Genomic DNA, 24,340 nt, shown 5'->3' with positions numbered 1-24,340 from the left:
TCCCGCAAACGAGCGCGGGTGGTTGAAATGCATGTCGCCCAAAAATGTATGGCGGTCCTGGATTACGACATGCACAAGATAAAGCCGGAAGCGCCAATCACATGGACAAACGGCAGCGCGCGGGTTTTAGAGGCAGTGCCGGGCCAGGTAAAGAGTGCTGACTGGCCCGGCCGTCAGGAAATGTCGGCAGAGATGTCGCAGACACGTCGCCCAGGCTTGCGCACATCCCCGCAATCGTCTGGAATTGTCGATATGGAAAACGCAACACCCAGCCGAACCGCCCTTGGCGTCGCCCGCATGAGGGCTCTGCATCAATTTTCACCGCAGGCAGGGTTGTTTCGCGATGCCTACGCGATCGCGATTCTGGGTGAAGCCGCTCCCGCGGCGCAGGAGCTTGAGGAGGAAGACGAGCGCCGCCTGCGCATGCGCCTGTTCGTAGCAGCGCGCGCCCGCTTCGCCGAGGACTGGCTGGCGGCGGCAGTGCGTCGCGGTGTCCGCCAACTCGTCGTACTTGGCGCCGGCCTCGATACGTTTTCGCTGCGCAATCCGTATCCGGACCTCAGCGTGTTCGAAGTCGATCACCCGGCCACGCAAGCCTGGAAACGCAGATGCATTGCCGATAGCGGTCTTGCCGAGCCAGCCGCCACCAGATTCGTGCCGGTCGATTTCGAGCGGCAAAGCCTGTCTGCGGAACTGGCCGAGGCCGGTTTGCAGTCGACCGCGCCGGCCTTCTTCATCTGGCTGGGGGTCGTACCCTACCTGACGAAGGAAGCGATCTTCAACACATTGTCCTGGATAGCCGGTATCCCCGGCTCGGAGGTCGTGTTCGACTACAGCGAGCCGACCGAGAACCGCGATGCGGCGGGACAGGCGGCCCAGGCCTTCCATGCGGCGCGCGTCGCGTCTGTCGGGGAGCCTTGGATCAGCTTCTTTGTTCCGGCAGAGCTGGCGAAATCCCTGACTGAACTCGGCTTCGACGAGATCGAAGATCTCAAGAGCGGCGATATCGCCGCTCGCTTTTCCGGAGCACCGAAGGCAATGACGAGCAATTCCGGCGGCCACATCATCCGCGCCCGCCGAAGCGCTTAAGCAAATCCAGGAAAAGCGTGCAGCGGTTTTCCCGGGAGAAGCGCGTAGCGCTTCCCCTTGGGAATTGCGTGGAAATCAAACTCATTTCATCAGCTGCGGCAGGTCCTTCAGGAACGCGGCCCGTGTCGCCAACCCCTTCGGCATGTCGGTCCGCTTCGCATCGACGACGAGCCGGGCGAACACGATCTGGCGGCCGTCTTTCCGCGCCCAGCCGACAAACCAGCCGAGCGAGCGCTTGTCCTTGCCGCCCTCGCCGAGCCTGGTGCTGCCGGTCTTGCCCTGAACGGCCCAATTGCCGGCCTTGAAGCTCGGTATGATGGCCCGTGTCATTTCATGCGCCTTGGCCGACACTGGCATAGTGCCGGCGAGCAGTTGCCGCAGGAAGGCGACCTGTTCGACCGGCGTGATCTCGAGCGAGGAGTTCACCCAGGAATGGGTCAGTCCGTCATCCTTGCCGGGTTTGCCGGAAACGTCGCCGTTGCCGTAGTTGAGCTTCGATACGTAGCCGGCAAACTTCTCGGCTCCAAGCCTGCGGGTGATCTCGCGTGAGAACCAGATGATGGAATCACGTTCCCAGATCGTCGGATCGACGGTTTTCTGGTCGCGCTTCACCGCCTTGAACTCAGGCTTGTAGTCCCATGCCGGAGTGTGTTGATCGGTGAGGATGCCTGCGTCGTAGCCGATCAGCGAAAGCGGCACCTTGAACGTCGATGCCGGGCTGAAGCGCTGGTCGCAGGTACCGTCCTGGTAAAGCGTCTTGCCGCTCTGGGCGTCGGCGATGAGCGTGCAGTGCACATCCGCGAGCGGCGCCGATTGAGCGCGCATCGGAAACCCCAACAGCCAGGCAAGCAGGAACAGGATTCCGGCAAAGATGAAGGGAAGACGGTCGATGTTGCGCATGGGATGCTCGCTCCAGGAGGGGTTCGCGAGCGGGCTTAGCGAGGGCTCTTGTCTCGATTTTGTCTCAAATGCGCAGTTGTTGTGCAGGCTTGCGTTAACCCTACCGGATCGTAAACCGGCGCGGCTGGCGCCGCGTGAGCAGCTTCCTCATCCCTGCGCTTCGCCTCGCTTACGGCCGATCCCCCAGTACCGCCATGGCATGAACCAGGCATAACGGGGCGCCAGAACCTCCGGCACGAGGTCGATGCCGTGCGTGCCGAATGGACCGCAGCGCAGCACGCGGAACAACCCCATCCAGCCACCGGCCCAAAGACCATGACGGGCGATTGCCTCATGCGCATATTCCGAACAGGTCGGCAGATGCCGGCAGGAATTGCCGACAAAGCCGGACAGCGTCAGTTGGTAAAGCCGCACGAGCGAGGTGCCGAGCACGCGGCCGGGCGTCTTGCGCCAAGGGCCGGGCCAATTGCGGCCGCGCATCGACGCTCCGGCTGTATGCGCATGCCCGTGCTGGTCGCCCACTGCGATCTCCGCGTTTCCAGCTGATAGATGTGCGCTTGCGCCGGAGAACGCAATCCCGCTCGCCCCGCCGTCACGGGCGGTAACGGCGAAATGGCTGCCGGTCGACCGGAGGTGCCCACCGGCCAGGGTGGTGGAGCCACTCTTCGTGATGCCTTGCATCGCGTCTTTCGTCACGCCATTGAAACGTCGCGATCCGCATGACATCGCCGAGGATGTTCAGGAACTGGACCATGGCCGTGTCTCCTTTGACCGGATTAGACCGCTGCTGGCCTTCGCCTTCAAACGAGTATAATTTCCCCTTCGGATAATCCTGGGTTATGCGAAAATGAAGCGTGGACGCCTGCCTCTGACGGCATTGAGGAGCTTCGAGGCGGCTGGGCGGCATGTGAGCTTCAGCAAGGCCGCCGAGGAGCTTTTCGTCTCGCAGGCGGCGATCAGCCGGCAGATCCGCGAACTCGAAACCTTCCTGCGCCAACCGCTTTTCGAACGGCACCATCGCCGCGTCGAACTGACGGATGCGGGCCGCCGGCTGCTTGCTCAACTGGTCAGGAGTTTCGATGCGATTGACCGCCTGCTCGACGATCTGGCCGCCAGCCCGGCCCAGTTCGTGGTTCGCGTCAGCGTCGAACCTTCGCTCGCAGCGGTGTGGCTGGTGCCGAGGCTCAACCGGTTCCGGCAGTTGCGGCCCGACATCGACGTTTCCCTCGAAGTCGACCCAAGGCTGATCGAGTTCCGCAGCGACCAGCCCGAACTTGCCTTGCGTTTCAGCTCACGCTCGACGTCATGGCCCCGTAGCGAGGCCGAACGGCTGGCTTCAACGGTCGATTCGCCGGTTCTGTCGCCGGCGCTGCTTTCATCGGGCCCAACCCTCGAGAAGCCGGCCGATCTTGCTCGCTTCACGCTTTTGCACGAGGAAAACCGCCAGGGTTGGGCGCGCTGGTTCGAGGCGGCGGGCGTGCCTGCCGATGCCGTGCCCGCGCGCGGGCCGATGCTTGCGGACGCCTCGCTCTCGAAGCAGGCCGCGCTGCTTGGACATGGGGTGGCGCTGGGCGATATCCTTCAGATTGGCGAAGAATTGGCGACCGGGGCACTGGTCAAGCCGTTCGACATCGATGTCGCGTCCGGCGCTTATTGGCTGGTGGCCAGGAGTTTGCACGATCTCTCCGAACCGGCAGCGGCCTTCGCCGATTGGCTGAGGGGCGAATTTGCCGACAGCAGGCTGGCGCTGAAAGCGCCGGCCTGAGCCATTGCCCTGGCAAGATTCCGCTACTTTGCTTTGTATTTTCGAAAAGTTTGTCGAGATCGTTGACGTCCAGGGGCGGATGTCCCGCCGCAGGGTCGTCTGCCGGGTTGAATGTGACGACGATGTCCCGCCACAAATCATAGTGGGCGGCGTAGGATGCCAGCCCGGGAAACGGCGCGCAGCGTGTGATTGCCCGAATGGCGGCTTCGGCTACCTTGTCCCGTGGCGGTGTCACGGGGCCGACGATTTTTGGCGGGCCGGAGAGCGATCCGTCCTTGTTCAGGCTGATCCGAACGCGTGCAATGCTTGTGGGCATGCTCCAACAGGCTTGGATAGCCTTCATGAGATAGTCGCCGATATCGCGCTGGACCGCTGGTTCCGCCCCGCACGAGCCGCCGCTCGACACAAGTGAAGCGGCAAGAATGCCGGCGAACATGAGGTTATTGCATGAATGACCGGCTGTGCCCTGGCTGGACCCGCCTGCCGCCGTAAGGCCAAAGCCCACGCTCAGGCCGCTTCGTCGGCGCGCTTCTTCTCGATCTGGCCGATCGCGTCGACCACCGCGTCGAAGGTCAGCATGGTGGACGCATGGCGCGCCTTGTAGTCGCGCACCGGCTCCAAATAGCCGAGGTCGGCGAAGCGGCCTTCCGGCGGCGCGCCGTTCTCCTTCAGCATCTTCAGCATGGTCTCGCGCACCGCCCGCAATTCCTCGGCGCTGGCGCCGACGACATTTTGCGCCATGATCGAGGACGATGCCTGGCCGAGCGCGCAGGCTTTCACGTCGTGGGCGAAGTCGGTAACCACGCCGTCCTCCATCTTGAGATCGACGATAACGGTCGAACCGCACAGCTTGGAATGCGCCTTCGCGGTCGCGTCGGGATGATCGAGCCGGCCGATGCGGGCGATGTTTCCGGCAAAACCGAGAATTTTCGCGTTGTAGACGTCGTTGATCATTATTTTCCAATCCGTCGCCGCCAAGCGAACAGCGATTGCCGTTGTTGCGTCTTTCATTCGCTCGGCACGACCATATATAATGCTGGCAGTCCGGTATCGACAAGGCGGCGAACGCCACCGTCGTTGCCGGGAAGTTCACGCCGCTTACGGGGCTGGAAACGGGGCGAGTTTCCGACACCGAAAGGTCGTGGTCCGTTCAACTCGTTCCTCCTGAGAGAGGAACTACGGGAGACGCCTTTTATGGATGCCGTCATCAAGAAGCTCATGCCCCAGTCCGCCTACATGGAAAAGCCGGTCACCGACCGCCCGAGCGAAGCCGAAGTCGAGGCTGCCGTGCACACCTTGCTACGTTGGACCGGCGACAATCCGGATCGCGAGGGTTTGATCGACACCCCCAAGCGCGTGGCCAAGGCCTACCGTGAAATGTTCGGCGGCTACGACATGTGCCCGGCGGACGAGCTCGGCCGCACCTTCGAGGAGGTCGCCGGCTACGATGACCTGGTCATCGTCAAGGACATCCAGTTCCATTCGCATTGCGAGCATCACATGGTGCCGATCATCGGCAAGGCGCATGTCGGCTATCTGCCCGACGGCAAGGTGGTCGGCCTGTCGAAGATCGCTCGCGTCGTCGATATCTTCGCCCATCGCCTGCAGACGCAGGAAGCGTTGACCGCGCAGATTGCCGGTGTCATCCAGGACGTACTCAACCCGCGCGGCGTCGCCGTCATGATCGAGGCCGAGCACATGTGCATGGCCATGCGCGGCATCCGCAAGCAGGGCTCAACCACGCTGACCTCAACCTTCACCGGCGTCTTCAAGGATACGCCTGAAGAGCAGGTTCGTTTTGTCACCATGGTGCGCGGCGGCGGGGCGTGAGCCCCTTGCCGACGTCACGGTCAACAGGAAAATAGACCTGATATGTCGGCACTGGAATTCCCGAAAGCTCCGTCAGACAAGAAGACCCTGGAAGAAGGCGCGGTGTTCTCGCCGCGCTTCGACGCCAACGGCCTGGTCACCGTCGTCGTCAGCGATGCCGCCGACGGCATGCTGCTGATGGTCGCGCATATGAATGCGCAAGCGCTGGCACTGACGCTGGAGACAGGCATCGCCCACTACTGGTCGCGCTCGCGCAACACGCTCTGGAAGAAGGGCGAAACCTCTGGCAATTTCCAGCATGTCGTCGAGATGCTCACGGATTGTGACCAGGATGCGTTGTGGTTGCGCGTGAAAGTGTTGGGCCACGACGCAACTTGTCACACTGGCCGACGTTCATGCTTTTATCGGACGGTGGGGCTGATCGACGGCAAGGGGACGCTTGCCGACGACGGCAGCAAGCCGCTGTTCGATGCGGAAAACACGTATCGGAAGCCATCAGCTTGAACCTTCTGCCTCACATCAACCACACAGATTCATCATTTCGATACGGCCCATCCGTATATTAGCTTTGGGACAAGGGAGATCATGATGCTCGAATGGGCGTCATTGCGTAGCAGACCAGACGTCAGGGAGGCCAACGGCCTGTCCTCGACCGGCGGCGCATCCGAAACAAAATCCCCCAAGAAAACAGGTATTTCGCTGGCGCTCGGCGGCGGTTGCGCCAGAGGCTGGGCGCATATCGGCGTGCTGCGCGCGCTCGATGAAGCCGGCATCGAAGTTTCGATGATTGCCGGTACCTCGATCGGTGCTCTGGTCGGCGGCTGTTATCTTGCCGGCAAACTGGATGAGTTGGAAGAGTTCGCCCGCAGCCTCACCAGACGGCGCATCTTCGGCCTGCTCGATCTCAACCTGCGCGGCAGCGGCCTCTTCGGCGGCATGAAACTGGACGCGCGCCTGCGCGAGCACGTGGCCGGTATCCGCTTCGACGATCTGTCAAAGCCATTTGTCTGCGTCGCATCGGAAATCCGCACCGGCCACGAGATCTGGCTGTCGAGCGGTTCGCTGATCACGGCCATGCGCGCATCCTACGCACTGCCCGGCGTGTTCGAGCCGGTCGATTGCAACGGTCGTGTGCTGGTCGACGGCGCGCTGGTCAATCCGGTGCCCGTTTCGGTCTGCCGCGCCTACGAGCAGCCGCTCGTCGTGGCGGTCAACCTGCACTACGACCTGTTCGGCCGCGCCGCCGTGATCAAGCACAGTGCCGGCGAACTGGTTATCGAAAAGGACGCCCCAAGGCCCGGCCAGGTCAACGCCCAGCACCAATCGCACCAGACGCGTCTGGGCATCACCGGCGTGATGGTCGAAGCCTTCAACATCATCCAGGACCGCATTTCGCGCGCCAGGCTTGCCGGGGATCCGCCCGACATGTCGCTGCAGCCCAAGCTCAGCCATATCGGCCTGACCGAATTCCACCGGGCCGACGAAGCGATCCAGCTCGGTTACCAGGCGACGATGGCGCAGATCGGCGAACTGACGCGGCTGCAGACGGTTCTCGCCTAGATCATCTAACTCTATTCGCTTGCGCACAAACTGATTGCAAGATGCAATTGGTCATGGTGATCTGCGCCAATTGAAGCGGAGGTGCCGATGGCCAGGATTGTCTATTCCATGCTGACGTCGTTGGACGGCTACATCGCCCGATCGGACGAGGACATCGGCTTGCCGGTACCCGAAGCAGAGCTGCACCAGCATTTCAACGACATGATGAGACAGGCCTCCGCCGTGCTCGCGGGACGGCGCATGTACGAGACCATGCGCTTCTGGGACAACCCTGAGCGCGAGACCGGCGCCACCGAGGTCGAGCGGGATTTTGCCCGTGCATGGCGGGAGACGCCGAAGATCGTCTTCTCGACCACGCTTCAGCAAGTCGGGGCCAATGCCCGGCTGGTGGATGACGATGCCGAGAACACGGTAAAGTCTCTCAAGGCACGGGCCGATGGCCTCGTCATCCTCGGCGGCGCCGATCTTGCGGCGTCCCTGGCACGAGCCGGTCTCATTGATGAATACCGGCTCTACATGCATCCTGTGGTGGTGGGTGGCGGCAAGCCATACTTCCAATCCGGCCTGTCGCTGACGCTGAAACCGCTCGGCACGGAAAGTCTTACCCAGGGCGTGACGTTGCTGCGTTATGCACCGGCCAGCTGAATTGCCCGGTTTCCGCCGCGCGGCTATGCCCGCGCAGCATCGATGATGCGAAACTGCACCGTGCGGTTGCCGTTCCAGTGATTGCCCGACAGCGAGCCGGCGACATGCACGGTCTTGCCTCGGTTCTTGAACAGGAATTCGCCGAGCACGGTGTCGACGGCGCGAAAGGCGATCGCCTGGATGCGGCCGCCGCTCTCCGACTGCAAATCAGCCCGAATATGGTTGGTGCCGACCGGCCTGATATCGACCAGCCGATGGCGCGGCAGCACGAAAACCGGCGCGACATGCCCGGCGCCGAAGGGGCCTGCCTTTTCCAGCGCGTCGAGCAGGCCGAGCGTCGCGCCTTCCGCGGCAAGCGCGCCGTCGATCGCCAGGCTTTCCTCATCCTGCAACCGGAAAACGTCGGCAGCCGCGCGCTCCTCGAAGAAGGCCCTGAGTTCGCCCAGCCTTGCGCGCTCGACGGTGATGCCGGCGGCCATGCCATGGCCGCCGCCCTTGACGATGAGCCCGGCAATGGCCGCCTCGCGTACCAGCCGGCCAAGATCGAAACCCGACACCGAACGGCCCGAACCGGTACCGATGCCCACAGCGTTGAAGGCGATGGCAAAAGCCGGCCGGCGCGCATGATCCTTCAATCGCGAGGCCAGCAGGCCGACAATGCCGGGATGCCAGTTGTTGCTGGCGGTGACGACGATCGCCGGGCCGCTGCCGCCCGCCAGCTCGGCATCGGCCTCGGCGCGCGCGGCGGCAAGCATCTCCTGCTCCATCAGCTGCCGCTCCTGGTTCAGCCGGTCGAGCGTCTCGGCGATGGTCTGCGCCTCGACCGGATCGTCCGTTGCAAGCAGCCGGCTGCCGAGCGCCGCATCGCCGATGCGTCCGCCCGCATTGATGCGCGGGCCGATCAGATAGGCGAGATGGAAGGTGCTGATCGGCTCGCCGATGCGCGACACCCGCGCAAGGGCAGCCATCCCTTCATTCTTCTGCTGCCGCGCCATTTGCAGGCCCTTGACGACGAAGGCGCGATTGACGCCGGTGAGCGGCACCACGTCGCAGACGGTCGCAAGCGCCACGAGATCGAGCAGGGAAAGCAGGTCCGGCGGCGCGGCGTCGGTCATCGCGCGCAGCACCTTCGCAGTCTGCACCAGAGCGAGAAAGACCACGCCGGCGGCACAGAGATGGCCCTGCCCGGAAAGGTCGTCGTCGCGATTGGGATTGACGACGGCATGCGCCGCCGGTAGCGCGCCGCCAACCTGGTGGTGGTCCAGCACCACGACATCGGCGCCCGCCTCCTTGGCTGCCTCGACGGAAGCGGCGCTGTTGGTGCCGCAATCGACGGTGACGATCAGCGTCGCGCCGCGCGAGACCAGTTCGCGCATGGCATCGGGATTGGGACCGTAGCCTTCGAAAATACGATCCGGGATATAGATTTCCGACGGCACCGAGAAATGCGCGAGAAACCGCTTCAGCAAGGCCGACGAGGCCGCGCCATCGACGTCGTAGTCACCGAAGATCGCTATTTTTTCCCGGGCCACGACGGCGGCGGCGATGCGGATGGCGGCCTTGTCCATGTCGGTCAATGAGGCCGGGTTCGGCAACAGGTCGCGGATCGTCGGGTCGAGAAACCGCTCGGTCTCATCAGCGGTCACGCCGCGTCCGGCAAGAACGCGCGCGACGATGTCCGGCACGCCATGGCCTTGCGCGATGGCGAGCGCGATCATGTCCTGCCGTTCGGTCAGCCGGTGCTCCCAGGAGAGACCCGTAGCCGACTGCCTGACATCGAGGAAGAGGCGCCTTTCGCCTGTCATGCGCTTTGCCAACTCATGGTTGGCCGCAGAATAATGCATGTCGCCAAAAAGTGTGCAGTGGTTTTGGGATAACCACATGCACAAACAACACCCGAAAGCGCGTCGCGTTAACGCGACGCGCTTTAGGGCCAAAGGCCGGCAAAGCCAAGCGGTTCGCGGCAGTAGGCGTCGCAGAAGAATTCAAGAACAACTACGCTTTCCGCTTTTCAGCCTGTCGTCGGCTGCATCTCCCTTCGTCTTTTCCCGACCGTCCTTGAGCCAGGCCATGAAGAGTCGATCGAACCTGAACGTGACGCCGCATTCACGGGTGAGAAAGCGGCCCGCGTTCTGGGTGTTGCGATAGGATTTTGTGATGGGAGTGGCACGCAGGATCGGATCCGCGTGCCAGTCAAACGCCTTCATCGTCAATCCTTGCGCGGCCAGGTTCAGATACCGCCAATGGCTAACAACTGCGACCCGGCTCCGCAAGCAGGTCTAGAACTTATCCAAATCCTGGTGCCGGGCCTTGATCTCCCGCACGGTGCGCGACGAGGAGCGCAGCACGATCGTATGCGTGGTGATGTAGGTGCGGCCGAACCTGACGCCGGCCAGCATGTTGCCGTCGGTGACGCCGGTGGCCGCGAACAGCACGTCGCCGCGCGCCATGTCCTCGGCCCGATAAACCCGCTTCGGATCGGCAATGCCCATCTTTGCCGCACGGGCGATCTTCTCCGGCGTATCGAGGATCAGCCTGCCTTGCATCTGGCCGCCGGTGCAGCGCAGCGCGGCCGCGGCCAGAACGCCTTCCGGCGCGCCTCCGGTACCGAGATAGATGTCGATGCCGGTTTCTTCCGGGTCGGTGGTGTGAATGACGCCGGCGACGTCGCCGTCGCCGATCAGGCGGATCGCGGCGCCGGTGGCACGCACGGCGTCGATCAGCTTGGCGTGGCGCGGCCGGTCGAGGATGCAGGCCGTGATGTCGGATACGGCGGCGCCCTTCGCCCGGGCGACACTGGCGATGTTGTCGGCCGGCGAGGCATCGATGTCGATGACGCCTTCTGCATAACCAGGGCCGATCGCGATCTTGTCCATGTAGACGTCGGGTGCGAACAGCAGGCTGCCCTTCTCGGCGATCGCGATCACGGCGAGCGCGTTCGGCAGGTTCTTGGCGCAAATCGTCGTGCCTTCGAGCGGATCAAGCGCGATATCGACCGCCGGGCCTTTGCCGGTACCGACCTCTTCGCCGATATAGAGCATCGGCGCCTCGTCCCGCTCGCCCTCGCCGATCACCACCGTGCCCTTGATGGCAAGGCGGTTGAGCTCCTCGCGCATGGCGTCGACGGCGACTTGGTCGGCAGCCTTTTCGTCGCCGCGGCCGCGCAGCCTGGCGGCCGCGACGGCAGCCCGTTCGGTGACGCGCACCAGTTCCATGGTGAGTATCCGGTCAAGGCCGGCGACGATATTCTGGGCCACATTCATTTCGGCAAATCCTCGTTTGACGCCGCCTCCCGCCGGAGGCGCGCCTGTTTTGTCAAACGAGCATGACAACGGCAAGACCTGCCGGTGGATTTATCGAAAGGATAGCAATATCAATCGATTGAACCTTATTCTTGAAACAATGCCGGCCCGGTTCGAGACGAACCGGGCCGGCACGAAACGGGAAATTGCAGTTCTTGGCGGCCTAGAAAACCGCGAGGTATTTGAGCAGCGAAATAATGCCGATGATGATGACGATGATCTGCACGATCTGCCTCATCCTGGCGTCGAGCGGCAGCCGCTGCACCAGATAGAGAACGAGAATGATGACGAGAAACGTGATCAGGATGCCGATCAACACGGACGAAGCCATGGTGCCCTCCTTCAATGATGTCCTGAAAAGAAACGAGCCGGCATAGCCGGCTCAATACCGACGCGCTCAGTACCAGCGGCGCGACGTGTCGTTCATCGACTGGCCGACGGCGATCCCGGCCAGAAAGCCGAGCAGGCCGATAAGGCCAACCACGGCGGTCGTCGTGCCCGGATTTTCGCGCGCGACGTCCGAAACCGCCTGGGCCTGGCTGCGCAACTGTTGTGCCGTCCGCGAGGCACGCGAAGCGGCTGTCTCGTAGAAATCCGATGCCTGTTCGCTGGCATCATCGAGCATTTCCGCGCTGCGCGCCGAAATGCTCTTGTTGATCTTGGTGATCTCCTTGCGCAGGTCTGCGATCTGCTTTTCCAGCGTCTTCTGGATGTCGCCGATGTCAGGGCTGTCGGATTTGTTGGTATCGGCCATGAAGCGGCTCCCTTGGTTGCTGACCAAGAGAACGGCGCCGACGCCAATTCGTTCCGGGATATCCTCATCGAACCGAAATGCGCCGGCAGTGGTTATGCCCAGAGATTCCGGGGGCCTGCTACCCTGCCCGCTCGATGCGGATGACCTGCGGCTTGTCGGTCAGATGGCCGTCCTTGGTGATGCCGTCGACGGCCTTGCGCACGGCGGCCTCGGTGGTCTCGTGGGTGACGAGGATCACTGTCTTCTGCGCCGCCGCCTCGCCGCTGACCGCATGCTGGACGATCGATTCCAGCGAAATATCATTGTCGGCCATACGCTTTGCGATCGCCGCGAACACGCCGATGCGGTCATGCACGGTCAGCCGGATGAAGTAGCCGCCGGCATGGCTGCGCATCTGCGCCTTCCTGTAGGGTTTCAACTCCTTCGCCGGCCGACCGAAGACAGGACCATGCTGGAAGCCGGGCCGGCTCTTGGCGATGTCGGCGACGTCGCCGATGACCGCCGAGGCGGTGGCATTGCCGCCGGCGCCGGGGCCGGAGAGCAGCAACTCGCCCAGAATATCGGTCTCGATGGCCACCGCATTGGTGACGCCGTGCACCTGCGCGATGACGGAAGCCGTCGGCACCATGGTCGGATGGACGCGCTGCTCGATGCCGCTCTCTGTGCGCTGGGCGACGCCGAGCAGCTTGATCCGGTAGCCGAGATCGCCTGCCGCACGGATGTCGGCCTGGGTAATGTTGGAAATGCCTTCCATGTAGATGTCGTTCGCCGCGATCCTGGTGCCGAAGGCTAGGCTGGTCAGAATCGACAGCTTGTGCGCGGTGTCATGGCCCTCGATGTCGAAGGTCGGATCGGCTTCGGCATAGCCCAGCCGCTGCGCGTCCTTCAGCACGACGTCGAAGGAGACTCCCTCGGCCTCCATGCGGGTCAGGATATAGTTGCAGGTGCCGTTGAGAATGCCGAACACACGGTTGACCGAGTTGCCGGCCATCGCTTCACGCATCGTCTTAATGACGGGAATGCCACCGGCTACAGCGGCCTCGTAGTTGAGCAGCACGCCCTTCTTCTCGGCGATTTCGGCAAGCGCCACGCCATGCTTGGCAAGCAGCGCCTTGTTGGCGGTGACGACATGACGGCCGGCTTCGAGCGCGGCTTTCACCGAGGCCCGCGCCGGCCCCTCATCGCCGCCGATCAGCTCGACGAAAACGTCGAGCTCGGCGGTCTGCGCCATCTTAACCGGATCGTCGAACCAGTTCGCGGCGCTTAGATCGATGCCACGGTCGCGTTTCCGGTCGCGCGCCGAAACCGCCGACACGATGATGTCGCGCCCGCATTGGCGGGTCAGTTCCGTCGCCTTGTCGCGCAACACGCGCGCCACCGATGCGCCGACCGTGCCGAGTCCGGCAATTCCAACACGCAGTGCTTCAGCCATGGAAGGCGACGCCCCTCAAATCAGATCGAATTTGTATTTACCGGTGGGCGGAAAGCGGCACCACATTGTTGGGCTGCTTGGCGCTGGTCGACAGGAAGCGCTTGATGTTGCGCGCCGCCTGGCGGATCCGGTGCTCGTTCTCGACCAGCGCCACGCGCACGAAATCATCGCCATGCTCGCCGAAACCGACACCAGGCGCCACCGCCACATCGGCGTGTTCGATGAGCAGCTTGGAGAATTCGAGCGAGCCGAGATGACGGAACGGCTCCGGGATCGGCGCCCAGGCGAACATCGAGGCCGCTGGTGCGGGAACGGTCCATCCGGCGCGGCCGAAGGCATCGACCATCACGTCGCGGCGCTTGTGATAGATGTCACGCACCTCGGCGATATCGGCACCGTCGCCATTGAGCGCGTGCGCGGCCGCCACCTGGATCGGCGTGAAGGCACCGTAATCGAGATAGGATTTGACCCGGGTCAGCGCCGAGATCAGCCGCTCATTGCCGACGGCGAAGCCCATGCGCCAACCGGGCATGGAGAAGGTCTTCGACATCGAGGTGAACTCGACGCAGACGTCCATGGCGCCCGGCACCTGCAGCACGGAAGGCGGCGGATTGCCGTCGAAGTAGATTTCCGAATAGGCAAGGTCGGACAGGATGATGATGTCGTTCTTCTTGGCGAAGGCCACCACGTCCTTGTAGAAATCGAGCGAGGCCACCAGCGCCGTCGGGTTCGACGGATAGTTGAGGATCAGCGCCAGCGGCTTCGGGATCGAATGGCGGACGCCGCGCTCGAGCGCCGGGATGAAGCCGTCATCGGGCTCGACCTGCAGCGAACGGATGACGCCGCCCGACATGATGAAGCCGAAGGCGTGGATCGGATAGGTCGGATTGGGGCACAGGATCACGTCGCCGGGCGCGGTGATCGCCTGCGCCATGTTGGCGAAGCCTTCCTTCGAGCCAAGCGTGGCCACCACCTGGGTGTCGGGGTTGAGCTTCACGCCGAAGCGGCGGGCATAGTAGTTTGCCTGGGCGCGGCGCAGGCCGGGAATGCCGCGCGATGAGGAATAGCGGTGCGTGCGCGGATCGCGCACGACCTCGCATAATTTGTCGACGATGGCCTTGGGCGTCGGCAGGTCCGGATTGCCCATGCCGAGGTCGACGATGTCGGCGCCGCGCGAACGGGCGCTGGCCTTGAGCCGGTTGACCTGCTCGAACACATAAGGCGGAAGCCGGCGGACCTTGTGAAATTCTTCCATGGCAGTTCCAGACAGCAAAGGGAGCCCCGGATATGTTAGGGCATTGGGCGCGCGCTATATACTCATTTGCAGGTAGGGTCGAGGGCGGGGTCGCATTTGCCTTCGATCTGCGTCAGCGTCTGCGGACCATGTTTCTTCGCGAGATCGGTTAGCGCCGCCTGGTTGGTGACGGCAGCGCCGCCTCTTTTGGCACGCTGCGCGTTCTCGTCGGCCTTCAACTGGGCCAGCTTGGCGTTCTTCTCGGCCTCGGTGAACTGTTTCGCCGCCACTTGCGGCGGGATGTTGAGGTTCGGAAAGGTGCCGGTATCCTTCGGCCCCGCGTCGGTGGCCATCGGCACCGGACCGCCGGTATTCGTGCTCGAGCACCCGGCGATGGCCACGAACATGATCGCAGCGCCGATGCGGAAAAAATGGCCCGCACCGAAAAAAACAGTCTCGCCAAACTTAATCGTCATATTGTTTCCTTGGCAGCCGGGGTAGAGCGAGATTGGACCCTGTCGGATGTCCCATGTTAATATGTCAAGAAAACGCTTCCGGAGGAACCCCGCGAACCATGTCCAAAACACCCGATTCGGGCAAAGCGGAAGATGGCGGACCTTCGACGGTCGAGCAATATCTGGTGAAGGACCCGGAACGCTTCGCGCTGAACATGGCGCGGATGATCGAACAGGCCGGCAAGGCGGCATCCGCCTGGGCTGAACCGCGCGAAAAGGGTGAGGTGCGCGACCACGTCGCCGAGCCTGTCGTCGACATGGTCAAGACTTTCTCCAAGCTCAGTGAATACTGGCTTGCCGATCCGCAGCGCGCGCTCGAAGCGCAGACGCGGCTGTTCGCCGGCTATATGACGGTTTGGGCGAACGCCATCCAGCGCGTCAGCCCCAACGCCGAGGGTGCCGACGATGCCGTCAAGCCGGAGCGCGGCGACAAGCGCTTCCAGGATCCGGAATGGGGCCGCAACGCCTTCTTCGATTTCCTCAAGCAGGCCTATCTCGTCACCTCGCGCTGGGCGTCCGAACTGGTCGACCACGCCGAAGGCCTGGACGAGCATACCCGCCACAAGGCGAGCTTCTACGTCAAGCAGGTATCCAACGCCATCTCGCCGTCCAATTTCATCCTGACCAATCCCGAATTGTTTCGCGAAACCGTCGCCTCCAACGGCGAGAACCTGGTGCGCGGCATGAAGATGCTGGCCGAGGACATCGCCGCAGGCAAGGGCGACCTGAAATTGCGCCAGGCCGACTATTCGCCCTTCGAGATCGGCAGGAACATCGCCACCACGCCCGGCAAGGTGGTCGGGCGCAGCGATGTCGCCGAGATCATCCAGTATGATGCGGCGACCGAGACGGTGCTGAAGCGCCCACTGCTGATCTGCCCGCCCTGGATCAACAAGTTCTACATCCTCGATCTCAACCCGCAGAAATCCTTCATCCGCTGGGCGATCGAGCAAGGCCACACCGTTTTCGTCATCTCCTGGATCAATCCGGACGAACGTCACGGCGCCAAGAACTGGGAAGCCTATATCCGGGAGGGCCTGCAATACGGCCTCGACACGATCGAGAAGGCGACCGGCGAACGCGACGTCAACGCGATCGGCTACTGCGTCGGCGGCACGCTGCTGGCGGCGGCACTGGCGCTGATGGCTGGGGAAGGCGACGACCGCATCAAGTCGGCGACCTTTTTCACCACGCAGGTCGACTTCACCCATGCCGGCGATTTGAAAGTGTTCGTCGACGAGGAACAGGTCGCGGCGGTGGAAAAGTCGATGAACGAAAAAGGCTATCTCGACGGCACCAAGATGGCCACCGCCTTCAACATGCTGCGCTCGGGTGACCTGATCTGGCCCTATGTCGTCAACAACTACATGCGCGGCAAGGATCCCCTGCCCTTCGACCTGCTCTACTGGAACGCCGATTCGACCCGCATGGCGGCGGCCAACCATTCCTTCTACCTGCGCAACTGCTATCTCGAGAACAACCTCTCGCGCGGCACGATGGAGCTGGCGGGCCACACGGTCTCGCTCGGCGATGTCACCATCCCGGTCTACAATCTCGCCTCCCGGGAAGATCACATCGCGCCGGCTTTGTCCGTCTTCCTCGGCTCGAAATATTTCGGCGGCCCGGTCGAGTACGTGATGGCGGGATCGGGACATATAGCGGGCGTCGTCAATCCGCCCGCATCCAACAAGTACCAGTACTGGACCGGCGGCCCGCCGAAAGGCGACTTCGATCAGTGGATAGAAAGGGCCACGGACCATCCCGGATCCTGGTGGCCGCATTGGCAAAGCTGGATAGAGGCCAAGGACAACACCCGCGTACCTGCCCGCAAACCCGGCAAGCATATGAAAACCTTGGGCGATGCTCCCGGTACCTATGTCAAGGTGCGTGTGTAACGGACTGTAATGTGTGGTGAGTTGACGGCCCCCTAAAAGCGGGCGAAATGGTGTCGTCAACCATCAAGCAGCCGCAATTCGGCAATCGCTGCAAAAATACTTACAGGCTTGCTGATTTGACACAGGTCTCGTTTCCGGATCGGAGACAAAGGTCACCCTGACGCGGACATGCCAGTCAGCGACACGGATGTACCGACCGGACGTCGAGGGGGAATTTGACTTTGAAATCAGCAGGATGGAGCCTCGCAAAGGGAGAACGCCGCGCCATTGTGGCAGCGCTCTGCTCCGTGCTTCTGGCCTCCTGCACATCGGCTGGCGACCCGACGATGTCGGTTGGAATGCCGGGCTATAATGCTTCCGCATCGGACATCCACGCCGCCTCCACGGGCAAGCCCCCAGCCGCCACCGATTCGTCGTCGCAGGTGGCGACGGAGCAGACGACCGTGATGAGCGAAAGCGACGCGGCACTCCCCGAGACAGTTGCCTACGTACCCGTGGCCAAGCCCCAGGCCGCTTTCCCGCTTCCCACGCCGGCCGGCGCGGAAACGATCGCGGGACAGACGCCGCAGGCCCTGCAGCAGCCGGTACAGACGGCGCAGCAGACCGACGCGGTCGCCCAGAAGATCGCCGCCGCCGATGCCGCCGCGACGGCGCCGAAGCCGGCTGCGGCACCGGTGATGAACAATCCGGTCTATGTGACCGCCGGCGAGGCGCCGCAAGCCGAGGCTCCGAAGAAGAAAGGCTTCCTGGCCTCGATGTTCGGCGCCACCCCCGCTTCGGCGACGCCCGCGCCGCTGCTCAACCCACGATCGGGCGAACAGCCGACCGTGCAGGCCAAGCCCGCTCCGGCAAAGCCGATCATCACTTTGGCCTCGGCCGATTCCACGGCAAAGCCGATACAGTTGGCTTCGACCGGTGACGAAGCCGGTCACATCACCGGTAGCGATGCCTTGCCCGGCGTGCGCCAGACGGCCCTGTTCGAGATCAAGCGCAAATCCGGCCTCGACGACGAAAGCGACGTCGACCTCAACGAGGACGAAGGCTCGGGCGGCAGCTATCAGGTTGCGTCGGCCGCCGGCATGGCCCGCCTGGCGCCCAACGGTCTCCTGAAGCAGAATGAGAGCGTGGACGTCGCCTGCCTGAAGCCGTCCCTCGTGCGCGTGCTGAAGACGATCGAAGGCCACTACGGCCGCAAGATGATGGTGACCTCCGGCTATCGCGACCCGGCCCGCAACCGCCGCGCCAACGGCGCCAAGAATTCGCTGCACATGTATTGCGCCGCCGCCGACATCCAGGTGCCCGGCGTCTCCAAATGGGAGCTGGCGAACTACATCAGGACCATGCCAGGCCGCGGCGGCGTCGGCACTTATTGCCACACCGAATCGGTCCATGTCGACGTCGGCCCCGAGCGCGACTGGAACTGGCGCTGCCGCCGGCGCAGTGGCGGTGGCGACGGCTGACAGCGTCAATGGACCTGAGCCTGTTGGGCTCCGCCAATAGCGCTCCCGTGAACCTTCAAGATTGGCCGAAGCCGGCTCGACTTCGTCACTCCTGTGCGAAGCAGACGCGAAGCCTTGTCGCGACGGCCCGAGGACGACGAAGCGACTGACGTCACCGCAAATTGCCAGGCCCTGCCAACCCTCGCGAAATCGCTGATCTGGCGGGCCGGAAAAAAGTTGTCCAAGGCGGCACCTAACGGGTTGCCGGTTGCGCGCAACGTCAGTATAAGCCGCTTCGTCTGAGCGCGCCCATCGTCTAGCGGTTAGGACACCGCCCTTTCACGGCGGTAACAGGGGTTCGATTCCCCTTGGGCGTACCACCTTCATTTAATTACCCTTTTTCTTCAAAGCCTTACGGCGGTGAATGTCCAACCTTTCGACACGGTTGGACAAACCTTGTTCGCTTTTTGCCCTCGCGACCTTCTCCATGCCGGTATCGCCGAGGCGGCTGCGATTGAACTTCTTGACATAGGTCCGCGCCTCGTCCGGTGTGCGATGGCCGAGGAAAGCCATGATTTCGAGCTCGCTAGCGCCGGCGTTGGCAAGGCGCGTAGCACCAGCTTTGCGAAGGCCATGCGACGAGCAGTGTGGCAGACCCGCGGCGACGCACTGGTCGTGAAACCAATTGCCGAATGACGTCGCCTTATAAGGCCTGTCCCCGGTATGGGTAAGGAAGAGAAGGCGGTCGACCGGGAGATTCCGGAGCACCTCCAGCAATTCCTCCAGGATCGGCAGATCGACTTCACCTCCGGTCTTCTTCCTGCGATAGCTGATGCGCCCGTCCCTGACGTTCTGACGGCCGAGAGAGGCAACATCCTGGCGCGCAGCGCCGGTGTTGAGGATCAGCCGCAGGGCCAGTACGGGCTTGCTTGCAATCCCGTGATGCTCTTCAAAGTGCAGCACCTCCGGCTCGGTCCATGTGTGGAAGCCGTCCGGGTTCTCCTTGTAGCGCTCAGCGCCAATAGTAGGGTCATCGGACCGCAGGCCCTTCTTGATCCCGAATCGTGACAGGCGACGAAGCAGCTTCAGCAGCCGGTTGGCGGCAGCAGGCGAATCCGCCTTCTTCGCGATGATGGCTTCGACGTGTTCGGGTCGAAGGGTCGAGAGGTGGCGCGTGCCGTATTCCCGGCTGAAGCGGTCGAACTCGTTACCGAGATTCTTCTGGGAGATCGGCGCGAGCTTCTTCCATTTCGGCGTCCGCTTGTAGTGCTCGATCAGCCAATTGAAGGTGCCGTGCTGGTGATGGCGCACCGAGGCCTCCGCGGGGTCGCCGCTGGCGGCTTTCAGATAGGCCGAACGGAATTCCTCCGAGCCATATTCGCCGGGGATGTAGGCGCTCGCCCTGCCCTTCCTACGGAAGCGCCAGCGGGCTTTGCCGTGGCGATCGAACACGCGTGCAATGCCAGGGAAAGGGTTCTGCGCGCGCCGCTTCATTTGAGCACGTCGTCCCATTCGTTGGGTTTGGCATCGACGGAGGGACCGCGTTCGACGGCGGCCGTCTCGACCAAGACTTCGATGCGGCCATCAGGATGAGAGACGAAGCGCGCACGATCATAGCCAGCGAGCTTTGCCGCCTTGAAAAGGCGGGTCGCGTCAGCCTGGGTGATCAGCGCAGCGCGGTTTGCCATCGCCTTCTCAGCCCACCCTGACCAGAGCCAACGCATCCATGACGTGCTGCACTATCGTCTTCAAATTGACGAAAGTGACCGCACCTGTCGGGTTCGACAGACACGAGATCAAGGGATCTTCGCCAGCTCCGAAAATGAGAAAAGTCAGCCTCGATTTAGGGCGATCCGCGGCATCGACGGTTTCATTCGAATCAAAATCGAATATCCGGTCGCCCGGCTTTGTCCCATCCCCCATGAAAAAGCCGACAATGCTGTCCCTAATGGAGCGACCGTCGTTTAGGAAAAACTCTTCAATGTAATGGCCGAGACCCATGCCAAAATACTGGTCTTGGGCGAACTCAATAGCGTCTTCGGCGGCTAGCCCATGATGGGTAAGCACGACTATGGCGCGAACGATGCAGACGTCAGTCAACGAATAGAAATGGTTCTGTCTCCGATCAGTTTGGGTCTCTGGAAAAAGGCCGTTGCGCCGGCGCCACGCACGCAGCGTCACCTGCTTGCATCCAGCCGCCTCGCACACCTGAGGGGCAGAAAATTGCTTGCCGCTAGCCGCAATCACCTTGGTCGCCTCCGAAAAACTCACGCTACAGGTGTAGCGCAGATTCGCAGACGATACAAGCGTAGCAAAAATAGAAACTGGTGACATTCCTCAGGGTAAAGCTGCCGACAGTCGGCGGCTTTTGCAGCGTTCCGGGACGGAACGGTCTGTCGCCACCACAGCCGGGTCTGCAATTTGCTGACCCACATGACAAAGGTGCGGAATCCGCACCGACACGGTGCGGTGGGGAAATTCCCCACCGCTTGGCGAACTGCGGAATTTCCGCAGTAGTTTCGACAAAGGGAGGCCAATTTAGCCACCCAATTAACCTGTTACAGCAGCCGTTCCCCGTGAAACATTTGAGCGTTGCGCCTTGGCGACCCGGCGGATATCGCTGCCCAAGACCTGCGTGATCTTGTCGCCTTCATCGAATACCCACCTGCCATGCACTTCGAGCTTGATCTGGATGTCTTCCAACGACACGGCCTTGAAGCGCAGGATTCTGCCGGCCGCCCGATCAGTTCGCCTGAACTGAGCCACGAACGCTTTGTCGACGGCAGCAAAGCCGCTCTTGTGTCGCGCCACCTCATAGGCAGCGTCCCAGGCCTCATCCTGGGCTCTGTTGACTTCTTCCAATGATGTCCGTTTCGGTTGAGCCGGACGCATCGCAAAAAACCGCTGCTCGGCCGCGGTGAAAATCTTCCGGTGCTTGTTGAGCGTTCGAAATTCGACGTTGAACGCTTTCTGCAATGCCTGCAGCTCGAGAGCCACGCCGCCAGCTTGGCGAGTCTGCAAATTTCCATCGGCCGCGACCGCGACGGCAGTAGGCATAGAGATCGCCGCGAGGCCGGCTGATGCGCCCATGATGGTCCGGCGGGACACGTGTTGGTTCAAAAAACCCTCCATCGGTTGGCCTCCTACCGCCAGTGGAATCATAAGCCGTCGCGTCCCAGCGACGAGACCATGCCCCTCTGCTTTTTGGGCGTATCCCCCGGCGCCGGCCGACGTGGTTTCTACTTTCTCAACTCTGCGCTGGTTTTCCTCGGCGGATCGCCGTGCGTGGTCGAGGACGAGCTGCTGAAGATCGGGCGGAGCCTTGAGGTATTCTGAAAGCAAGGTGACGAAGGCGTGCTTGCGCTGGCCATCGGCCGCCACAGGCTTGATGTTCGACATGATGGATTTTCCTCTCGCGGTTCGAACCGGCTGTTCAAAGCCGGCGGGAAAACCGTTCTGGGACAGAACGGTTTCCCAACATCCGGCGGGCGGCGCCGGAGCCGGGGGTTGAACACTGGCCGCGAGACCAGTCAGAACGCCTTTAGGCTCTCGCCCTGGACATATTGCGTCCTGCCCCCGGCCGCGATAACGTGGCCGAAGTCGGACGCCCGCTAGGGCGGCCATGCGCATCGCAAGCCCGCCAAGGCCCGCGAACGCGCCTCAGCAGAGCCTTACGGCGCCAAACCGTAGTTTTCTGCAGTATCGCGGTCAGGGTGTTCAAACCCGCGATCAGATTCCGCTTATTCGCCAAGATCGTCAACTCCCCTCCCGGGGGAAAACAGACGGGCCGAAAACTATTCCAGACGGGAAGAGTTTTCATCCGCCACAAGTCTTTCGACCTGGTCTTGCGCGCGTAAAAATGTCAGCGCAGTATTCAAGTGGGACGTGTGGGGATTGGCCTATGTGGCTTCCGTATCTTTCAATCATCGCAAGCATTGTCGCGGCGGCGCTCGGCTTTCGAGCCTCGACTGTCAAGATTCGGGACAGTATCGACGACATGATGCCGGACATAGCCCGGCAAGGGAAATGGGCGAGCTGGGCAGCTTCGGCCGCCGCCGTCGCCGTGGTGCTGCAATCGCTGGATCGGCTTCTACAATGATCTGCCGCACACGATCAGCCGGCGAGCGCCAGGCCGACACCGATGCCGAGGCCGATAGCCACGCCGGTGGCGAGGTTGCCGGCGAACTTCAGGACGAAAAGGCCGTAGCGGTCTCGCAGGCTGGGCTGCGGGGCTTTCAGGAGGCGGGCAAGCTCGTCGAGAGCGGTTTCCATGGTCGGGCACCATAAACCGACGTGATTCGGCTGTGAATCCCTCGTTTGCAACTTTTGTGCTTGTTAGGAATTATGTCCTCTAGGTGGGGCGATTCCTCAAACGAGAGAGATCGCAATGGCTAGGTCAAAGCCGTCAAAGCAGTTATCCCAGGCTGAAATCGAGCGCTTCCTGGCAGCAGCGGAAGCGCTGCATAAGAGCATCGTCAAGCCGTTCATATCGCCTCACTGCGACCATTACCGGTCTACCCGTGTCTTGCATGAGGTTCTGCTGAAAACCGTGCGGGACGTCACCGGTAAGGAAGTCGAGTTCATTCAATGGAACACCACGGGGCCGGTTAGGACGCCTATGGCTGGCTAGCGCAACCGGCTCGGCGGCGCGTTGGCGGCCCGCCGGCCGAGCCGCTTAGATCGAGGCTGGCGACACCTTCTTGATCGTGCCGAGCGTGTAGGCGGAGGACACGATACCCAGCCAACTGTCATGGAAATTTGTGCCGTCATCAGAATACTGCATGACAAACCATTGAGGCGAGCGCCCTACAGCATCTTTGTTCGGCGCGATGCCAACCTGGTTCAGGATCTTGCTCTGACCTGAGCCAAAATCCATGATGACATCGAACGACTGGCCGTCCCATTGAGCACGGTCTGCTGACAGGTTACCATTCGTGAGGTCGCTAAGTGCACCGTCTCTAAGTGCGACAGACGTTGACAGGGTCGCCGAACTCATCGCGTTGGCTCCACCGATGGTCTCATAGACCTCCAGCTCTGACATGCCTGAATAATTCTCGCCACGCGTCATGACAGTAAAATTCACCATCCGCCACCATCTGTGACTGGTCAGGGGGTTGTCTACGGGTGTGTCACCGATATGCGGGCGAGCGCTTGCGTAGGGGTGAATTTCGGGAAGCGTCACCGTGGCCCAGCGGTTCTTCAGATACCCCTCGATGCGCTTAATGTCATTGTCGGAGGGCACCGCATTGAGGACTATTATCTCCGCCCAATCGGCCCCGCCACGCGAAGTTCCACGGTCAAAATTGATGCTGTCGAATGATCCAGCAGCAGAACCGGCTGTCTTGAGTCCTACGATGTTCCAGGTGCTTTGGCCCGTAAAACCCTGAATGCTGGGATTTACCGTGGCACCGTTGCGACGTGCTGCCGTATCCCGCCAGTCAGCATCGCCGTACAGGACATTCACGAGGGGGTCAGCCACCAGATAGCCTTCCTGATGTGAAGTCCCGCCACGATGGAATGGGTAGGTTGACCCGGTACTGCCGAACAGGAACCCGCCGCCCTCCAAGCTTGCATTAGCGCCGGTGCCAACCACCGCAAATATCGCTTTGGCCGTGGTGATCGCGCTTGTCCACGACATCTTCCTCCCGCTCGAAACAGGAGGATTGCCCACCGGCCCGCAATCTATGACATTTACTCCGCCCAGCTGTGCCGACGAGGAGTAATTGGGCTTGTTGGTCGCTTCGGTAAGGTGGTTGTTGTTGCCGCTCTTGTCGTTCCAGGCCGAGATCAGGCTGCTCGCGGCGGTGATCGTCGCCAGATCCTTGGCGTCGTGCCAGGCCAGCAGCCCTGTGAGATTTGCTGGCGTCCATGCAGCGGGTGGCGGCACGGCTCCCCGTTGCCATGTCTTTCTGTCATTGAGCATGTGGACGAACATGGGAATTCCTTTTCCTTAAAACGGCCAGGCCAGCGCCAGCACGAC

The 24,340-nt window shown here is 62.2% G+C and carries 27 protein-coding genes and 1 tRNA gene; 11 read left to right on the top strand and 17 right to left on the bottom strand.

The genetic code is table 11. The features are described 5' to 3' along the window. Positions 1-27 precede the first annotated feature (27 nt). Positions 28-1,089, top strand: coding sequence for an SAM-dependent methyltransferase (locus EN851_RS03695; protein WP_245520719.1), 1,062 nt, complete (start codon positions 28-30; stop codon positions 1,087-1,089). 81 nt (positions 1,090-1,170) lie between these two features. Here EN851_RS03695 and blaOXA read toward each other — a convergent pair whose 3' ends face one another. Together blaOXA and yidD are read right to left on the bottom strand one after the other, a co-directional pair. Beyond that, positions 1,171-1,989, bottom strand: coding sequence for a class D beta-lactamase (blaOXA, locus tag EN851_RS03690; protein WP_135915784.1), 819 nt, complete (start codon positions 1,987-1,989; stop codon positions 1,171-1,173). A 147-nt stretch (positions 1,990-2,136) separates the two neighbouring features. Continuing rightward, positions 2,137-2,511 (bottom strand): membrane protein insertion efficiency factor YidD, encoded by a 375-nt coding sequence (yidD, locus tag EN851_RS03685; protein WP_135928605.1) that lies wholly within the window; start codon positions 2,509-2,511, stop codon positions 2,137-2,139. A gap of 325 nt (positions 2,512-2,836) precedes the next feature. Here yidD and EN851_RS03680 point away from each other — a divergent pair, with 325 nt between their 5' ends. After that, entirely contained in the window at positions 2,837-3,754 is a 918-nt protein-coding gene (locus EN851_RS03680; RefSeq protein WP_135928604.1) for a LysR substrate-binding domain-containing protein, read from the top strand. Between the two features lie 507 nt (positions 3,755-4,261). Here the strand turns inward: EN851_RS03680 and EN851_RS03675 are convergent. Then, positions 4,262-4,708, bottom strand: coding sequence for an iron-sulfur cluster assembly scaffold protein (locus tag EN851_RS03675; protein WP_135928603.1), 447 nt, complete (start codon positions 4,706-4,708; stop codon positions 4,262-4,264). A 240-nt stretch (positions 4,709-4,948) separates the two neighbouring features. On the opposite strand from EN851_RS03675, the gene folE reads away from it, so the two are divergent. The 4 genes from folE to EN851_RS03655 all read left to right on the top strand — a co-directional run bounded on the left by folE (position 4,949) and on the right by EN851_RS03655 (position 7,789). Then, positions 4,949-5,584 (top strand): GTP cyclohydrolase I FolE, encoded by a 636-nt coding sequence (folE, locus tag EN851_RS03670; RefSeq protein WP_127277424.1) that lies wholly within the window; start codon positions 4,949-4,951, stop codon positions 5,582-5,584. Positions 5,585-5,626: 42 nt separating this feature from the next. Further along, positions 5,627-6,088 carry a phosphoribosyl-AMP cyclohydrolase gene (gene hisI, locus EN851_RS03665; RefSeq protein WP_127277422.1) on the top strand — a complete coding sequence of 154 codons (462 nt, stop codon included), beginning with the start codon at positions 5,627-5,629 and terminating at the stop codon, positions 6,086-6,088. A gap of 84 nt (positions 6,089-6,172) precedes the next feature. Next, a complete protein-coding gene (locus EN851_RS03660) occupies positions 6,173-7,144 on the top strand; it encodes a patatin family protein (protein ID WP_135928602.1) in 972 nt (323 codons plus the stop codon). A gap of 87 nt (positions 7,145-7,231) precedes the next feature. Continuing rightward, entirely contained in the window at positions 7,232-7,789 is a 558-nt protein-coding gene (locus EN851_RS03655; RefSeq protein WP_135928601.1) for a dihydrofolate reductase family protein, read from the top strand. A 23-nt stretch (positions 7,790-7,812) separates the two neighbouring features. On the opposite strand, the gene recJ is transcribed toward EN851_RS03655, so the two are convergent. From recJ to EN851_RS03615, 8 genes are all read right to left on the bottom strand, one after another. Beyond that, positions 7,813-9,594, bottom strand: coding sequence for a single-stranded-DNA-specific exonuclease RecJ (gene recJ / locus EN851_RS03650; RefSeq protein ID WP_135864349.1), 1,782 nt, complete (start codon positions 9,592-9,594; stop codon positions 7,813-7,815). Positions 9,595-9,774: 180 nt separating this feature from the next. After that, on the bottom strand, positions 9,775-9,996 hold the full coding sequence (locus EN851_RS03645; RefSeq protein ID WP_135928600.1) for a DUF6434 domain-containing protein: 222 nt from the start codon (positions 9,994-9,996) through the stop codon (positions 9,775-9,777). Between the two features lie 72 nt (positions 9,997-10,068). Beyond that, positions 10,069-11,052 (bottom strand): class II fructose-bisphosphatase, encoded by a 984-nt coding sequence (gene glpX / locus EN851_RS03640; protein ID WP_135864345.1) that lies wholly within the window; start codon positions 11,050-11,052, stop codon positions 10,069-10,071. A 202-nt stretch (positions 11,053-11,254) separates the two neighbouring features. Next, entirely contained in the window at positions 11,255-11,422 is a 168-nt protein-coding gene (locus EN851_RS03635) for a Thivi_2564 family membrane protein (protein WP_081295122.1), read from the bottom strand. A gap of 66 nt (positions 11,423-11,488) precedes the next feature. Further along, positions 11,489-11,845 (bottom strand): hypothetical protein, encoded by a 357-nt coding sequence (locus EN851_RS03630; RefSeq protein ID WP_127280821.1) that lies wholly within the window; start codon positions 11,843-11,845, stop codon positions 11,489-11,491. Between the two features lie 118 nt (positions 11,846-11,963). Continuing rightward, complete coding sequence (locus EN851_RS03625) at positions 11,964-13,277, bottom strand: homoserine dehydrogenase (protein ID WP_127280820.1); 1,314 nt, start codon at positions 13,275-13,277, stop codon at positions 11,964-11,966. Between the two features lie 37 nt (positions 13,278-13,314). Further along, on the bottom strand, positions 13,315-14,532 hold the full coding sequence (locus EN851_RS03620) for an LL-diaminopimelate aminotransferase (protein WP_127872635.1): 1,218 nt from the start codon (positions 14,530-14,532) through the stop codon (positions 13,315-13,317). Between the two features lie 62 nt (positions 14,533-14,594). After that, positions 14,595-14,987: a hypothetical protein gene (locus tag EN851_RS03615; RefSeq protein ID WP_127279869.1), complete on the bottom strand. Its 393-nt coding sequence runs from the start codon at positions 14,985-14,987 to the stop codon at positions 14,595-14,597. Positions 14,988-15,085: 98 nt separating this feature from the next. Here EN851_RS03615 and phaC point away from each other — a divergent pair, with 98 nt between their 5' ends. The 3 genes from phaC (at position 15,086) to EN851_RS03600 (ending at position 18,740) form a co-directional block, all read left to right on the top strand. Then, entirely contained in the window at positions 15,086-16,921 is a 1,836-nt protein-coding gene (gene phaC, locus EN851_RS03610; RefSeq protein WP_127279868.1) for a class I poly(R)-hydroxyalkanoic acid synthase, read from the top strand. A gap of 215 nt (positions 16,922-17,136) precedes the next feature. After that, positions 17,137-18,381 carry a YcbK family protein gene (locus EN851_RS03605; RefSeq protein WP_127279867.1) on the top strand — a complete coding sequence of 415 codons (1,245 nt, stop codon included), beginning with the start codon at positions 17,137-17,139 and terminating at the stop codon, positions 18,379-18,381. Between the two features lie 284 nt (positions 18,382-18,665). Continuing rightward, a tRNA-Glu gene (locus tag EN851_RS03600) sits at positions 18,666-18,740 on the top strand. Positions 18,741-18,747: 7 nt separating this feature from the next. Here EN851_RS03600 and EN851_RS03595 read toward each other — a convergent pair. The 4 genes from EN851_RS03595 to EN851_RS03580 form a co-directional block, all read right to left on the bottom strand. After that, positions 18,748-19,854 (bottom strand): site-specific integrase, encoded by a 1,107-nt coding sequence (locus EN851_RS03595; RefSeq protein WP_135928599.1) that lies wholly within the window; start codon positions 19,852-19,854, stop codon positions 18,748-18,750. Then, on the bottom strand, positions 19,851-20,048 hold the full coding sequence (locus EN851_RS03590; protein ID WP_135928598.1) for a hypothetical protein: 198 nt from the start codon (positions 20,046-20,048) through the stop codon (positions 19,851-19,853). The genes EN851_RS03595 and EN851_RS03590 overlap by 4 nt, the downstream gene beginning before the upstream one ends. Before the next feature lie 7 nt (positions 20,049-20,055). Then, complete coding sequence (locus EN851_RS03585) at positions 20,056-20,694, bottom strand: MerR family transcriptional regulator (RefSeq protein WP_135928597.1); 639 nt, start codon at positions 20,692-20,694, stop codon at positions 20,056-20,058. Between the two features lie 216 nt (positions 20,695-20,910). Next, a complete protein-coding gene (locus EN851_RS03580; protein WP_135928596.1) occupies positions 20,911-21,759 on the bottom strand; it encodes a hypothetical protein in 849 nt (282 codons plus the stop codon). A gap of 502 nt (positions 21,760-22,261) precedes the next feature. Here EN851_RS03580 and EN851_RS03575 point away from each other — a divergent pair. After that, a complete protein-coding gene (locus tag EN851_RS03575; protein WP_135928595.1) occupies positions 22,262-22,459 on the top strand; it encodes a hypothetical protein in 198 nt (65 codons plus the stop codon). A gap of 14 nt (positions 22,460-22,473) precedes the next feature. Here the strand turns inward: EN851_RS03575 and EN851_RS36170 are convergent, their stop codons facing one another. Beyond that, positions 22,474-22,632 carry a hypothetical protein gene (locus EN851_RS36170; RefSeq protein ID WP_189521759.1) on the bottom strand — a complete coding sequence of 53 codons (159 nt, stop codon included), beginning with the start codon at positions 22,630-22,632 and terminating at the stop codon, positions 22,474-22,476. A gap of 115 nt (positions 22,633-22,747) precedes the next feature. Between EN851_RS36170 and EN851_RS36995 the strand changes: the two genes are divergently transcribed. Continuing rightward, positions 22,748-22,990, top strand: a complete 243-nt coding sequence (locus EN851_RS36995; RefSeq protein ID WP_135928594.1) for a hypothetical protein — start codon at positions 22,748-22,750, stop codon at positions 22,988-22,990. Positions 22,991-23,035: 45 nt separating this feature from the next. On the opposite strand, the gene EN851_RS03565 is transcribed toward EN851_RS36995, so the two are convergent. Then, on the bottom strand, positions 23,036-24,295 hold the full coding sequence (locus tag EN851_RS03565; protein ID WP_135928593.1) for a hypothetical protein: 1,260 nt from the start codon (positions 24,293-24,295) through the stop codon (positions 23,036-23,038). Positions 24,296-24,340 lie beyond the last annotated feature (45 nt).

This window comes from Mesorhizobium sp. M8A.F.Ca.ET.208.01.1.1, assembly GCF_004791315.1.
Taxonomy (GTDB): Bacteria; Pseudomonadota; Alphaproteobacteria; order Rhizobiales; family Rhizobiaceae; genus Mesorhizobium.
The sequence above is the reverse complement of the archived record's forward strand: the minus strand, read 5'-3'. Positions and strand labels throughout refer to the sequence as shown.